Raw genomic sequence first — 14,164 nt, 5'->3', positions numbered from 1 at the left:
ATTACCAATTGGCTACTGTGGCGGTAAAGACATCCTGAATGATGTTTTTGAAAATTTCCTCAATCAGCTGACTTTCCACGTCTAATAGTGTCGTAGTTCGGGGATCATAATCCTGGAAGAATGAAAAGCTTTGTTTAAGGTTTTCCTCTTCATTGCTCAGGTTGATATATTCTACCTCGATGGCTATAGTCAGTCTCATCTGTCCCGCTCGGTCGGCTACATTGGAGCTGCCGCTGGATACTGCAGATTGAGGAGTGAGCGTGTATCTTTTGATAGCGCCGGAAAACTGAAGATCACCATTGGTTCTTACCAGTTCCAACTGTGTGTTTCTCTGATAATATTCCTTGAGAGATTCTGTAAACTGCTGCTCCATATTGGCGGGACCACCTCCAGAATCATTGAAGAAATTGTCTACCGAAAAGGTGTCCACCAAATCATAATTGATATTGGTACCTGTAAAACTATATTTGACAGAACAGCTTTGGAAAAGCAATACTACCAATCCTAAAGTCCAGACCAGTTTTTTATTGGTCAATTTCATATTGCTTGATTTTTCGGTACAGGGTTCGCTCAGATATCCCGAGATCACTGGCTGCATACTTACGTTTGTTGTTGTGTTTTCTCAACGCACGCAGGATCATTTCCTTTTCTTTTTTCTCCAAAGAAAGTGAATTATCATCTTCCTCATGGATGATGTCTTCGATAGCTTCGTCTTCATAATCCCGCTCATCGATATTGCTGGATTTTTGTGATTCCAAGACGAGCGGCATGGAGTAGTTGGACGAGCTCTCTGGACTTTCGGATGGAGCAAAATTATTGTCCATGTCTTCAAAAAGTCCGCTGTGTTTTTGAATAATACTTTGGTTGAGACCTCCGTTTTGATAAGATTCCAAAACCAATTTTTTAAGCTCATTCATGTCCTTTTTCATATCAAAGAGGACTTTGTAGAGCAGGTCTCGCTCTGAGAAATCTGTGCTTTCTGAGCTTTTGCCGGGATGTCCTGGTAAGGTCATTGGCAAGCGAGAATTGTCCGTGGGAAGGTATTTGGATAATGTCTGTGCATCCACATCCCGCTCTTGCTCCAGTAGGGAAATCTGCTCAGCAATATTTTTCAGTTGACGGATGTTGCCCGGAAAAGGATAGCGCATGAGGAGATTTTGTGCCCCAGCATCCAAGGAAATAGGTTTGACATGATAGCGTTCCGAAAAATCAGAGGTGAATTTCCTGAACAAAAGCACCATATCCTCTCCGCGATCTCTCAGGGGAGGAACGAAAATCGGAACAGTATTCAGACGGTAGTACAAATCTTCTCTGAATTTCCCTTTTTCGACAGCTTTGATCAAATTGACATTGGTAGCAGTGATCACACGCACATTGGTCTTTTGAACCTTGGAAGATCCCACCTTGATGAATTCTCCATTTTCCAACACCCTGAGCAATCGAGCCTGGGTTCCCAAAGGCATTTCTCCGATTTCGTCTAAGAATATAGATCCACCATCTGTCACCTCGAAATAACCCTTTCTGGCCTCGTGCGCTCCGGTGAATGAGCCTTTTTCGTGACCAAAAAGTTCGGAATCTATTGTGCCTTCTGGGATAGCTCCGCAGTTGATAGCTATGAATTTCCCGTGTTTTCTGAGCGAGAGAGAATGGATGATTTTGGAAAAGCTTTCCTTACCACTTCCGCTTTCCCCTGTGATCAAAACAGTCATGTCTGTCGGAGCAGCCTGCATGGCTACCTGAATGGCATGATTGAGTAGGGGACTATTTCCTATGATACCAAATCGGAGCTTGACACTGTGGATTTCTTGGGCTGTAATCATGCAAGTATTGGGTTGATTTCTAGGACTTCTCCGAATAGGGTAGCTGGAGAGCAGTCCGTGATTTTCACCTTCACATAGTCGCCCAGTTGGAGGCCTGCTGCAGGCACGATGACTACTTTATTGGCAGAGTTTCTTCCTTTCAGCTCATCTTTGGATTTTTTCGAGGTGCCTTCGATGAGAATAATCTGTTCCTGACCTAGATCCAATTGATTTCTTTCTGCAGAAAGCTTACTTTGTTTTTCGATGATTTCGGCCAGTCTCCGCTTTTTGATGTCCAAAGGAATGTCATCTTCGTACTTTTTGGCAGCCAAAGTCCCGGGTCTCTCTGAATAGAAAAACATATAAGAAAAGTCGTATTTCACGATGTCCATCAGAGTCAAGGTGTCTTGATGCTCCTCTTCGGTCTCCGTACAGAATCCGGCAATCATGTCGGAAGAAATACCACACTCTTCTCCCAAAATCTCACGAATAGCACGTACTCTGTCCAGGTACCACTCACGATCGTAGGTTCTGTTCATCATGTCCAATACACGACTGTTTCCCGACTGAACTGGTAAGTGGATGTATTTGCAGATGTTGTCATACTTTTTCATCGTATAAAGTACCTCATCTGTAATGTCTTTCGGGTGGGAAGTAGAAAACCTCACCCTCAAAAGCGGGCTGACTTGGGCGACCATTTCCAAAAGATGTGCAAAGTTGATCACTTGGCTGGCGGCAACTTCATTTTTATTGAGGCGAGCTTTGTTGTTTTCCTCAGGAGACCATTTATACGAGTCCACATTCTGACCCAATAAGGTCACTTCTTTGTAGCCTTTGGCAAAAAGTTCCTGTGCTTCTGCGACGATGGAATGAGGGTCGCGGCTTCTCTCTCGACCTCTTGTAAATGGTACCACACAGAAAGAACACATATTGTCACATCCTCTCATGATGGAGATGAATGCGGTGATGCCATTGGAATTGAGTCTGACAGGGGCAATGTCGGCGTAGGTCTCTTCCCTGGAAAGGAACGTGTTAACACCTTTTCTGCCATCCTCTGCAGCATTGACCAAATTAGGAAGATCACGGTAGGCGTCAGGTCCTACAACTACGTCGACGATTTTTTCTTCTTCGAGAAGTTTGTCTTTGAGCCGCTCAGCCATGCAGCCCAAAACACCGATGGTCATTTCGGGCTTTTGTTTTTTGACCGAGTTGAACTGATTCAATCTATGGCGAACAGTTTGTTCGGCTTTTTCACGAATCGAGCAGGTATTGAGAAAGACCACGTCTGCCTGGTGAAAATCAGAAGTGGTATCGTAGCCATTTTCTTTCATAATGGATGCGACGATCTCCGAATCGGAGAAATTCATCTGGCAACCATAGCTTTCGATATAGATCTTCTTGGTTTTACCGGTGTTTTCTTCCAGGGTAGTTTTATAATCGACCGCTTGCGCCTCTTCTCCACTGATGATGTCGATGTCTTTGATTAGGTTTTCCATGAATGTATTCCAACTTAGGGATGCGAAATTACGAAAAAGCGGACAAAATGGCAGGCGAGTGAGTTATTTATTCTAAAAAAGGAATCTTCAGCTGCTCGCCAAAATGCTCCTGCTCTTCTGTAATATTAAGATTGGAAAGGCCTAGGCCCAGCAATCTTACAGGTTTGCTGACTTCTTCTTGATGGAGTAGCTCCACTGCTACTGTCCAAATCTGTTCGGGATCCGGATATTGTTCGAGAGTTTTACTTCTCGTCTGAAGGGTGAAATCAGCATGTTTTATCTTCAGCGTGATCGTGCGACCTTTGATCTTGCTTTTGTCGATTCTTCGGATCACTTCTTCGAAAATAGGCTTGAGTTTATCTTCCATTTCGGCGGTTGTCGCCAGGTCTTTTTCGAATGTGTTTTCTGCACTCAAAGACTTCCTGATTCGGTGAGGCTGCACTGCCGAGAGATGAATGCCCCTGACGATATTGTAATAATGAAGACCTGATTTGCCGAATTTTTTACTCAGAAATTGCAATGAAAATTCCTTAAGGTTTTTTCCATTGTGGATGCCCAAGCGATTCATTTTTTCCGCAGTTACTTTACCGATCCCAAAGAATTTGGCGATAGGGAGTTTCTCCAAAAACTCCTCGGCTTCTTCTGGTAGAATCACAGCTTGCCCATTGGGTTTGTTGAGATCAGAAGCGATTTTGGCGAGAAACTTATTGTAGCTGACCCCTGCTGAGGCATTCAAACCCGTTTTTAATTTGATTTTTTCACGGATTTGTCTTGCAATTAGTATTGCCGATTTGATGCCCAATTTATTTTCTGTGACATCAAGAAATGCCTCATCTAGGGAGAGCGGCTCCACCAAGTCTGTATATTCATAGAAAATATCCCGAATCTGTAAGGATAATTCTCTGTACCTCTCAAATCGAGGTTTTGCAAAAATCAATTGGGGATACTTTTTGGCGGCAAGTACCGAGGACATAGCTGAATGAATGCCATATTTTCTGGCTTCATAGCTAGCTGCGGCTATCACACCTCTGGCAGCATTGCCTCCGACTACCAGTGCTTTTCCTCTCCATTCCGGATGGTCTAGTTGCTCTACTGAAGCATAAAATGCATCCATATCCACGTGGATGATTTTTCGGATTGGATGTGAGCTAGTGTCATTTTCCACTCAAAACTTCCAGTATGGCACTGGCTTTTAGGAGACATTCTTCGTATTCGGCTTCCGCATCTGCATCAATAGTCACGGCACTGCCTACCCCAAAATACAGTTTATTTTGGCGTTGATCTACGATGATGCTTCGGATTATCACTGACGAATCAAAATCACCGGTTTCGTCAATGAGCATCAGTGATCCGGAAAACCAACCTCTTTGAAAGTTTTCGAGTTGATCTATCAATTCCATGGTTTTGATTTTGGGGGCACCAGTCATGCTTCCCATCGGGAAACTAGCTTGGATGATATCACGGAGACTAATATTGTCTTGTAGTTGAGATTGGACAGTGCTGATCATCTGATGAACCTTTGGGAATGAATAAAGCCCAAAAAGTTCGGGTACTTCTACACTTCCTGTCTTGGATACCTTGGAGAGGTCATTCCTCATGAGATCGGTAATCATGAGGTTTTCGGCTCTTTCTTTTTCGCTTGCCAAAAGATTCTTTTTGTTGGCTTCGTCCTGCTCAGTATTTGCACTCCGACGTGCTGTACCTTTGATAGGCTGTGCGATGAGTTGCGAACCTATTTTTTTCAAAAATCTTTCAGGAGACGCCGATATCAGATATTTGTCATTAGCCTTAAACAATGCTGAAAAAGGCATGGGGGAAAGATTCATCAAGTTGAAAAAGGCTGCGACAGGTTGCAGTTGTTGGATTTCTCCTGCCATCGCTATGCAGTAATTCATCTCGTAGGTATTGCCTTGAACAATTTGATCCTGAATGCGATGGAATGTCTCTAGGTAATTTTTTTTGGTAGTGAGAGCTTGGAGAGTGACTTTGGTTTCAGTTTGACTGCTGCTAGTGCCGCTCCAAAGATGATCAGGAAGAGGGAGATTTGACTGAATCTGCTCAGAGGAGAAGGTGATGATTAATTCGGCTTCGAAAAAAGTCAGGTCTGGGACCTTTACCAGAGATGGATTGCCCGAACTTAATTTTTCCAGTTGATTTTTATAATCATAAGAAATAATACCAGCTAGTTTGTTTTTTGTGCTTTTCCAGAGATCCTCTTGCGTAAGCTCCTTGTTTCCGGCCAGAATTTGATCGGGAAATGTGCCTCGGGGATAGTCTTGCTGATGGCCTGTAGTCAGGCAAAAAAATGGATACGTTAGGTTTACCCATTCTACTACTTGAGTAAGAGCGGAAGGGCTGGTAAGCTGATAAGAATGCTGTCTCTCGATCACGGTACAAAAAAAAGAGGATTCCGTCGGGAATCCTCTTTTCCAGTCAAATTTGTGATTGGTTATTATTCTGCGTTTACTTCCAACTGGATAGAAACGGTGTTGTAGATAAACTTGTCTTTTGCTTTATCTACAGCGTCAGCTTCGTTTCCGTAAGCTAGACCCCATTCGGTTCTGTCAATGTTGAAACCAGCTTTAGCGGTCACAGCGCCGTTTTGAGCACTTACTGCTGCAGGGAACTTGATGTTTTTGGTAGTTCCTCTCAAAGTCAAGTTGCCACTGATCCAGTGGGTAGGAGCTTCAGGAGAAAGCTCAGAAGAGGCAAGAGGAGTGTTGTCAGTTTGGAACTGCTCTGCATCTGCTACTACATCACCAGCTGCGAAAGGCTCCACAGAAGTGATTTCAAAAGTAGCAGTAGGATGGTTGGCAGCATCAAAGAAGTCTGCAGACTGCAAGTGACCGTAAAGTTTGCCATAGCCGTCAGATCCTTCTTCTAGATCTTCGATAGTCAAGCCTGTGATATCAAAAGAGAATTTGCCTCCTGTGATTTCAGTGCCTTCAATAGAAAGAGTGCCTTCTGTAGAAGGGATTTTACCAAAGTGCTGACCAGCAGGCTTGTATCCTCTCCATGAGATGGATGATTCGCTAGGTTCTACAGTCAGAGTGGTGCCGGTAGTTTCAGCAACAGCTTGCGCTTCAGTAGTTTCTACTGTTTCGCTTGGTTTGCTACATGCAAAAGTGATCAAAGCAGTAGCAAGGACTAGTCCTGATTTTGTGAGTAGTTTCATGAGGTTGAAATAATTTTCCAATTAAATGTATATACACGGAAACCCAAAATTGTGCAAAAAGTTCGAACCCGTGAAATTATTTTTTCAAATTGCTGAAAAATATTTTAGAAATACATGAAAGATACTGATGCTCTGATACTTGAGGTGAATGGAAAAACTCCAACCTATGATCCCACCTGCTGGATAGCTCCCAATGCCACCTTGGTAGGAGATGTGGTGATGGGGAAAAATTGTACAGTTTGGTTCAATGCGGTGATCCGGGGCGATGTCCATGAGATCCGAATCGGGGATGATACGAATATTCAGGACGGTGCCGTAATCCACTGTACCTATCAAAAAGCCGGGACCTATATCGGCAATCAAGTTTCTATAGCGCACAATGCGATAGTTCATGGTTGCACGATCCACGATCGTGTGCTCATAGGGATGGGAGCTATCGTGATGGATGGAGCGATTGTTCATTCCGGTGCGGTCATAGCAGCTGGAGCAGTGGTGCTGGCCAATACCATAGTAGAGTCAAACTCAATTTATGCTGGTATGCCTGCCAAAAAAGTGAAGGACGCAGGGCCTGAAATGGAAGCAGTCATCGATCGAACAGCAAAAAATTACCCGATGTATGCCTCATGGTTTGAGAAAAAAGCCTGATTCAGGGCTAAATTGAACCTTGATTTTTTGATCCTCTGAAGTTTTTTCTAACTTAGGGTATACTTTTAAATCTTACTTTTATGAATAAGTTTTTGAACTTCCTCAAGGGAAAAACCTCTTTGATCATTTTATTTCTACTCACATTGGGGTTCAATTGGCTACTTTCTCACTTCATGCCCAAGGAATATGCATTGGATTTGAAGTTTGCTTACAATTCAGCAGATGTCTCCTATGCTTTGAGCTCGATGGGAGCAGAGTCGAGGAGTATTTATCAGCTTGGTGTCTGGGCTTTGGACTTGCCGTATTTGTTTGTTTATGGCTTATTCACCTTGGGACTGCTACACAGGCTCTATGGAAAAGGCATTTTTCTGCTTTTGCCTCCGTTAGTCAGCCTGATGGATCTCTGTGAAAACTTTCTGGTGTTGGAGTTACTGGATTACTTTCCAAAGGTCGACGCTACGATAGCTTTCTTGACATCTTGCTTTACCACTACCAAATGGGTTTTGGTCGCTGTATTGCTATCGATGATTATTGTTGGCGTCCTGAGGTCTGTCTGGATCAAAAGGGCAGCTCTGGCAATAGAAAACTGAATAGGATAAAAAAAATGCCGGTCAAGCCGGCATTTCTATTTATGGATTCCAATCTGCTGGATTTTTTCTCCAGTCAGCCAGTGAATTCAATACTTCGTCTTGGATGTATTTTCTTTCGACAGCTCGAGGTAGCATGGCTTCATAATGTGACAAGACGATCAAGTCTACGTTGGCATTTTTGAAGTTTTCCTCCGCAATACCAAAGCCATAACTGAAAATTGCAACCATTCCCAATACTTCAAATCCGGCATTGCGCAGGTCCTGAACAGCTTTGAGAGAGCTGCCACCAGTCGATACCAGATCTTCTACCACCACGACCTTTTGACCTGAAACTACCTTGCCTTCGATCATATTTTCCATTCCATGTCCTTTGGCCTTGGATCTGACATAGATAAAAGGCAGACCGAGATCGTTGGCCAATAAAGCTCCCTGTGGAATACCAGCCGTAGCTACACCGGCGATGGCTTCTGCCTCAGGATAAAAATGGCGGATACTTTTCACCAAATTGTCCTTGATAAGATCTCTGACAGCCGGAAAGGATAGTGAAAGCCTATTGTCACAATAGATGGGGGATTTCCATCCGGAGGCCCAAGTGAATGGTTTTTCTGGTTGAAGTCGGATTGCTTCTATTTCCAGTAGCTTATCAGCTACTTCAGCAGCGATGCTTGAGTCTAGGATTTTCATGGTACAAAAATAAATGATTAAGAATGGTTCGGGTTGTGGTACGTCAATTTTTTATGCATTTTTGGCCAATTACCCAACAATAAACGATTCTCGCATGCGAATCTTTGTCAATGACAAACCTTTGGATCTGATCAGCTTTAAGGATTTAGATCCTGCCAAACAATTTGATTCTACTTTTTCGGACCCTGACGAGCTTCCGGCAGCACAACTGTGGCAGGATGATATTCTTTTCGAAGAACCATCCCATGATCTGATTATCAGGATACTTTACCAATTGCGTACCCGAAAGCTCAAAGACTTGGACTCTGTCACCTTGGTCTCAAAAGAAAAAGGCGCATTGAAAAAGTTTGTCAAGAGCAGGTTCTCTATCATCAAAGCCGCTGGAGGATTGGTTACCAAAAAAGACAAAATCCTACTGATTCACCGATTGGGGAAGTGGGATTTTCCGAAGGGGAAGTTTGATAAAGGAGAGACGCCGGAGCAGTGTGCTGTGCGAGAGGTGGAGGAGGAGTGTGCGATTCAGGTCAAATTGGATTCTCCGATTTGCAATACGTGGCATACTTACACCCAAAATCGAAAAAGTATTCTCAAAAAGACCTATTGGTATGAAATGAGCTGTATCTCAGACGTGGGGATGAAGCCACAGAAAGAGGAGGGGATAGATGATATTCGGTGGTTTAGGGAAGCAGAGGCTAAAACCTCACTGATCAATTCCTACCCGTCGATGAGATGGCTTTTCAAGCAGTTTCTGAAAAAGAGAAAATCCTGATCAGATGTCGTAAGGAAGAAATTCGCTCACATTGCCGCCATAGCGATGTACTTCACGAATTATCGTGGAGCTGATCGAGGCATATTGCGGAGAGGTGATCAGAAAAACAGTTTCCAGATCATCGTTGAGATAACGGTTCATCTGAGAGATTGTGTTTTCATATTCAAAATCAGTCGTATTTCTCAATCCCCGAATCAAAAAACCAGCATCATGCTTTTTGGCCAAAGTAGATGTCAGCTCATTGTAGACAATCACTTTGACTCTGGGGATGGCTCGGTAGACTCCTTCGATTTTTTCTACCATCAGATCGATATCGAAGTATCGGTTCTTTTTGGTCGAATTGTACCCAACCCCAATGATGACCTGATCAAATAGATCCAAACTCCGAAGTACGATGTCATGATGTCCCATGGTGTAGGGATCAAAGGAGCCAGGGAATATTGCGATTTTGTCCATGAGTTACTGATATTGCCATGATACCTCAAAGAGCCCGAGGTCTTTCAGGTGTTTGAATCCATGCGGGTAGTTTTGGTTGACGTGAGGCTTCAAAAGTCTGAAGTTGAGGAAATACTCCTTCCCCCAATCCTCCGTCATGTCACTGTTGGCAGGGACTCCAAATAAATTGATTCTAACCAGATTCCTTTCATAGCCAAGCTGCTCGATCACGATCAGGATGTACTTTAGAATATCTTCTTTGGAGGAGATAGAAAAGAGATTGAAAGTGCTCAGTTCCTGATCGGTAAAGGCTGCGAGATACATGTGATCTCCAAAAATATTGATGAGAATCTCCTGACCGATCAGGTTAAACCGCTCCTTGAAGAGGTAAGAGAGAAAAGAGGAGGCCCCATGATCAAATGTCAAATCAGAAAACCTGGCTTCCAGATGCTTTTTGAGTTTTTCATCTACCATCGAAACAATCTGGAGATTGTTGCTGTCTAATGGCGTATTGAAATAAAAAGGTTTGGAAGTGATTTGCTGGGCAAAGGAGAGAAACTTCTCTTCATTACCGGCAGCATAGAGTACTCCGGGCACGAGACTAAATGATGAATGATGCACATAGACTCGGGTAGGGACGTCAAGCTTGAGAAGCGGGTCTGTCAAGATCAGATGATCCAGGTCTTCCCACTTGAGTTGAGGGTAATGATGGATCCCAATATTGGTCTGATTTTGATCTTTGGCGAAAATCACCAAAAAATCAGGATATAAAAAAAGTGATAAGCTCGCTGTGTCTTCCACATCAAACTTATCACTTTTGAATACTTTAAGAGTATTTTCCAAAATAGGAGATATTATTTCCAGTTACCTTCAGTAGAGGCGTCAGTTCTGGATCCAACTCTAAGAGCTTTTTCTTTATTGTTCAATCTTCTTTCAGGATTCATCGGATCTGGATCTCTGATCTCAAACACGTTGATTTCATAGCTGTTTCTTTCGATTTTATCAGCAAAGAATTCAAATTGCTTGCCACCAGAAGCAGGTACTACTGCAAGTGTTTCTAGGTTGAAATCAGGATATTTTGCTTTGTTGAACAAAGAGTCCATCACTGGTACTGATCCTAATGTATCAAAACTTACCGTAGTTTCTTCTTTTCCGTATTCCAACAATTTGGTAGTCTCAGTTCTTTGTACCAACCAGATTTCACCGTTTTGGATGAAGTTTCTAAGGTCAGACCAGTTGCCTGCATATTCGCCATTGGAAGCTTGATATGCCAACTGTGCATCACGCAGCATTTGTAGCTTTTCGATGATAGCTCCTTCTACTAGTGCAATTCTCTTTTCTGCTTCTACTACATCGTCTACGCCTTTCCAAAGAAGGTAGCCAAGGGCGATCGCCGCCAATAAGAATACAAATGATAATACTTTGGTTAGATTCATTTTGTTGAAATTTTAAATCTTGTTGGTAAGGTTGATGGTTTTAAATCGTGCTATTTTAGATAATTATTTCCAAAATTAAAATATCCTTTACACAATCCTAGGTCTTGAAGGGATTTAATGCCCCAAAAGATTTGATGAACTGACTCAGGAGACAATGAATGGATTTCCGAAATGCTCATCCAGCGAATATCTGTTAGGATTTGCTTGTCGTGGTCTAGCTCCGGGTCGGTGCCAAGGTTGATTTTTCCCGAAATATAGGAAACCTCAAAAAACATTTCTATAGCATGGAGCGGTTCTCTGAAAAATTCATGCACAAAAAGAAAACGGTTGGTTTTAATTTCCAGCCCAGTTTCTTCTTCAAACTCCCGCTTTAGATTATCTTCGGCATTGCTTCCATACTGCATGCCTCCCCCCGGTACAGACCAGAATTCCTTTCCACCGCCCATCAGATGACGGAGCATCAGGACTTTGTCATCTTGGATCAGAATCCCATTGACCCTCACCCGAAGTTGATGTCCAAACTTTGCATTGATTTCCTTGCCGATGTCGTCTTCCTTCATGTACATTCGTTTTCTATGACCAAAGATAATCAGAGCAAGTGGAAGCCTTCAGAGCTGATTCGGGTTAATTTTCCTTTTGAACCTACCCGAGGTCAGGCTGATTTTTTCAGCAAGATGGATGCTTTTCTCCTTCAGGATCCGAGTGAAGAGCCCACATTTGTGCTGAGAGGATATGCCGGAACGGGTAAAACTTCCCTCATTTCTGCTTTGGTACAGTGCCTGCCTCGGATGAAACAGCGGTCGCTTCTTTTGGCACCGACAGGTCGGGCGGCCAAAGTCATGAGCAATTATAGTGGTAGGGCAGCTTTCACGATTCATAAAATAATCTACAAACCGAAAGGCGAGATAGGGAATCTTGGGCAGGGATTTGTCAGGCAGAAAAATTACTATAAAAATACGGTTTTCATCGTAGATGAATCATCCATGCTGGCGGATGACGGGGGCATGTCGGGAAATTTGCTGGGAGATCTGATTCGATTTGTTTTTTCAGGTGAAGAGAATAGATTGGTATTGGTAGGGGATACGGCTCAGCTGCCGCCGGTAGGCTCAGATTATAGTCCTGCATTGGATTCAGGCTATTTGCAGCGTCACTTTCGTATCCATGCGGATCAGGTGGAGCTCGTGGAGGTGATGCGTCAGAGATTGGAATCAGGCGTGCTGTATAATGCCACAGCCTTAAGATCGATTATCTCTCAGGAAAAGCCCATGGTTCAGTTGCTGACGAGCCGATTTCGGGATATTTTCAAGATGACCGGAGAAAGACTGGAAGATGGTCTACGCTATGCCTATGATAAATATGGTACAGATAACACCGTTATTGTGACGAGATCCAATAAAACGGCCGTTCAATACAATCTTTATATTCGGAAAGTAATCCATTTCTATGAAGATGAGATCAGTACAGGAGACCTCCTGATGATTGTCAAAAATAACTACACCTATATGGCCGATTCGGAGAAGGTGAATTTTTTGGCGAATGGCGATATGGCAGAAATTATGAAAATCCGATCCTTTGAGGAGTTGTATGGTTTTCGATTTGCCACCCTGGAGTTAAGACTACTTGATTATCCTGAGGAGCCTCATTTTGAAGCCAAAGTGATCTTGGAGACATTGTATTCCCCGAGTCCTTCCTTGACCAGAGATCAGTACAGAGCGCTTTATGAGCAAGTTTCGGAAGACTATGCCGATGTGGCGAGCAAGACAGAGCGACAGGAGCTGATCAGAAAGGATCCCTATCTCAATGCGTTGCATGTTAAATTTGCCTATGCACTGACCTGTCATAAGGCCCAAGGTGGTCAGTGGAAGGCAGTATTTGTAGATCAGGGATATCTGCCAGAAGAGAAGGTCGACCGGGATTTCGTAAGGTGGTTGTACACGGCTATTACACGCGCTACCGAGGAGCTTTATTTAGTGAATTTTTTGCCCCAGTTCTTTGTTGGGAGTTCTGAAGAGAGCTAAGGCTTTTCTTTGTTTTAAGAAATTTTAAGAATTCTCACTGCTATGATTGGCAGGGTATTTCCATGATTTGTAGCAAAGAGAAAGGCATTTTGCTTTTGAAAAAGATTGAAAAATTGAATATTTGAATAATTAACTGTTAAAGACTATGAAAAAATTAGGATTGCTTCTCAGCTTCTTTGCTTTGGTATTTGCTTTTCAGGCCAATGCGCAAAGCGAGTCAGGTGCTGTCATCACGTTCAAGGAAAAATCTGTGGATTTCGGAGATATCAAGCAAGGAGATAAAGTCTCTCACACGTTCGAATTGACCAACTCTGGTTCTACTCCGTTGATCATATCCAATGTGGCTGCGACCTGTGGCTGTACTGTACCTAGCTGGCCAAAAGAGCCTATCGCTCCAGGAAAATCAGCTGAAATTAAGGTTTCTTTTAACTCAGCTGGAAAAATGGGCAAGCAGAATTCTGTTGTAAGAATTTACTCCAATGCTTCTGAGCCGATAGAGAAAGTCTCTTTGATCTCTAATGTACTTCCTAAGACCAAATAATTAGAAAGTAGCTCTAAAAAATTCAGCCTCCCGATTTCGGGAGGCTTTTTTTGTGTCAAATGAGACTGAAGCTCACTGATTCCTCAATGGTCTCGGATTTTGTTTGGGTCTATTTTTATGAGCATAAAAGCTTTAATTTGCCAGGCCTCTCTGAAAGACTAAATCTAGCTCCAGAAATTTGTCTTTCATTTGCCCCAAACAAAATGCTGCAGCGGCTGCCGAAAAAACGGAATAGTCAAAGGCGCCTTTGATTCCTGTAGAAAGTGTCATGGAGAGGGCAAAAATTAAGATCAGTATTCCGCTTAATTTTCCGAAAAACTCTGTTTTGAATCCAAGTAGGAGTGCCATAGCAAACAAAACCTCCAAGCCTGTGACCAAGGCACCGAGGATAGGAATGGTGGAGGGAGGAAACCAAGGGTTGATGAGTTGGGTATAATCTAAAAAAGTAGCCCAATCTCCCCAGACTGAAACGGATGAGGGCCACATCCCCAATCTATCCGCTACTGCTGATAGAAATGAAGATGCCAAAGCAAGTCTGAGGAAGATTTTCAGGATTTTACTAGTCATTGATGATAG

Annotated in this window: 17 protein-coding genes; 5 read left to right on the top strand and 12 right to left on the bottom strand. The window is 43.1% G+C overall.

The features are described 5' to 3' along the window. Position 1: 1 nt before the first annotated feature. The 6 genes from lptE to G460_RS0106545 all read right to left on the bottom strand — a co-directional run bounded on the left by lptE (position 2) and on the right by G460_RS0106545 (position 6,470). A complete protein-coding gene (gene lptE, locus G460_RS0106570; RefSeq protein ID WP_026954613.1) occupies positions 2–541 on the bottom strand; it encodes an LPS assembly lipoprotein LptE in 540 nt (179 codons plus the stop codon). After that, complete coding sequence (locus tag G460_RS0106565) at positions 525–1,820, bottom strand: sigma-54 interaction domain-containing protein (protein ID WP_026954612.1); 1,296 nt, start codon at positions 1,818–1,820, stop codon at positions 525–527. The genes lptE and G460_RS0106565 overlap by 17 nt, the downstream gene beginning before the upstream one ends. Beyond that, positions 1,817–3,295, bottom strand: coding sequence for a tRNA (N6-isopentenyl adenosine(37)-C2)-methylthiotransferase MiaB (gene miaB, locus G460_RS0106560; protein WP_026954611.1), 1,479 nt, complete (start codon positions 3,293–3,295; stop codon positions 1,817–1,819). The genes G460_RS0106565 and miaB overlap by 4 nt, the downstream gene beginning before the upstream one ends. A gap of 67 nt (positions 3,296–3,362) precedes the next feature. Beyond that, positions 3,363–4,460, bottom strand: coding sequence for a DNA polymerase IV (gene dinB / locus G460_RS0106555; protein ID WP_026954610.1), 1,098 nt, complete (start codon positions 4,458–4,460; stop codon positions 3,363–3,365). After that, on the bottom strand, positions 4,450–5,685 hold the full coding sequence (locus tag G460_RS0106550; RefSeq protein WP_245578707.1) for an anthranilate synthase component I family protein: 1,236 nt from the start codon (positions 5,683–5,685) through the stop codon (positions 4,450–4,452). Before G460_RS0106550 ends, dinB begins: the two co-directional genes overlap by 11 nt. A gap of 62 nt (positions 5,686–5,747) precedes the next feature. Further along, positions 5,748–6,470 (bottom strand): YceI family protein, encoded by a 723-nt coding sequence (locus tag G460_RS0106545; RefSeq protein ID WP_026954608.1) that lies wholly within the window; start codon positions 6,468–6,470, stop codon positions 5,748–5,750. 114 nt (positions 6,471–6,584) lie between these two features. On the opposite strand from G460_RS0106545, the gene G460_RS0106540 reads away from it, so the two are divergent. Together G460_RS0106540 and G460_RS0106535 are read left to right on the top strand one after the other, a co-directional pair. Next, positions 6,585–7,115, top strand: coding sequence for a gamma carbonic anhydrase family protein (locus tag G460_RS0106540; protein WP_035464064.1), 531 nt, complete (start codon positions 6,585–6,587; stop codon positions 7,113–7,115). Between the two features lie 80 nt (positions 7,116–7,195). Further along, positions 7,196–7,705 (top strand): hypothetical protein, encoded by a 510-nt coding sequence (locus tag G460_RS0106535; RefSeq protein WP_026954606.1) that lies wholly within the window; start codon positions 7,196–7,198, stop codon positions 7,703–7,705. Positions 7,706–7,744: 39 nt separating this feature from the next. On the opposite strand, the gene pyrE is transcribed toward G460_RS0106535, so the two are convergent. Next, entirely contained in the window at positions 7,745–8,389 is a 645-nt protein-coding gene (gene pyrE / locus G460_RS0106530) for an orotate phosphoribosyltransferase (RefSeq protein ID WP_026954605.1), read from the bottom strand. 94 nt (positions 8,390–8,483) lie between these two features. Between pyrE and G460_RS0106525 the strand changes: the two genes are divergently transcribed. Further along, a complete protein-coding gene (locus tag G460_RS0106525) occupies positions 8,484–9,158 on the top strand; it encodes an NUDIX hydrolase (protein ID WP_026954604.1) in 675 nt (224 codons plus the stop codon). Here G460_RS0106525 and coaD read toward each other — a convergent pair whose 3' ends face one another. The 4 genes from coaD to G460_RS0106505 are packed head-to-tail and all read right to left on the bottom strand — an operon-like array spanning position 9,159 to position 11,589. Continuing rightward, complete coding sequence (gene coaD, locus G460_RS0106520) at positions 9,159–9,614, bottom strand: pantetheine-phosphate adenylyltransferase (protein ID WP_026954603.1); 456 nt, start codon at positions 9,612–9,614, stop codon at positions 9,159–9,161. Between the two features lie 3 nt (positions 9,615–9,617). Then, positions 9,618–10,436 (bottom strand): DUF3822 family protein, encoded by an 819-nt coding sequence (locus G460_RS0106515; protein ID WP_026954602.1) that lies wholly within the window; start codon positions 10,434–10,436, stop codon positions 9,618–9,620. A gap of 11 nt (positions 10,437–10,447) precedes the next feature. Beyond that, complete coding sequence (locus tag G460_RS0106510) at positions 10,448–11,029, bottom strand: hypothetical protein (protein WP_026954601.1); 582 nt, start codon at positions 11,027–11,029, stop codon at positions 10,448–10,450. Between the two features lie 50 nt (positions 11,030–11,079). Then, on the bottom strand, positions 11,080–11,589 hold the full coding sequence (locus tag G460_RS0106505; RefSeq protein ID WP_026954600.1) for an NUDIX domain-containing protein: 510 nt from the start codon (positions 11,587–11,589) through the stop codon (positions 11,080–11,082). 15 nt (positions 11,590–11,604) lie between these two features. Here G460_RS0106505 and G460_RS0106500 point away from each other — a divergent pair, with 15 nt between their 5' ends. Both G460_RS0106500 and G460_RS0106495 read left to right on the top strand, forming a co-directional pair. Further along, complete coding sequence (locus G460_RS0106500) at positions 11,605–13,047, top strand: ATP-dependent DNA helicase (protein ID WP_026954599.1); 1,443 nt, start codon at positions 11,605–11,607, stop codon at positions 13,045–13,047. Positions 13,048–13,192: 145 nt separating this feature from the next. After that, on the top strand, positions 13,193–13,588 hold the full coding sequence (locus G460_RS0106495; protein WP_026954598.1) for a DUF1573 domain-containing protein: 396 nt from the start codon (positions 13,193–13,195) through the stop codon (positions 13,586–13,588). 132 nt (positions 13,589–13,720) lie between these two features. On the opposite strand, the gene G460_RS0106490 is transcribed toward G460_RS0106495, so the two are convergent. Next, complete coding sequence (locus G460_RS0106490) at positions 13,721–14,155, bottom strand: hypothetical protein (RefSeq protein ID WP_026954597.1); 435 nt, start codon at positions 14,153–14,155, stop codon at positions 13,721–13,723. Positions 14,156–14,164: the final 9 nt, after the last annotated feature.

The organism is Algoriphagus vanfongensis DSM 17529, from assembly GCF_000429465.1.
GTDB lineage: Bacteria > Bacteroidota > Bacteroidia > Cytophagales > Cyclobacteriaceae > Algoriphagus > Algoriphagus vanfongensis.
Note: the sequence above shows the minus strand (reverse complement) of the source record. Positions and strands in the feature narration are given on the sequence as shown.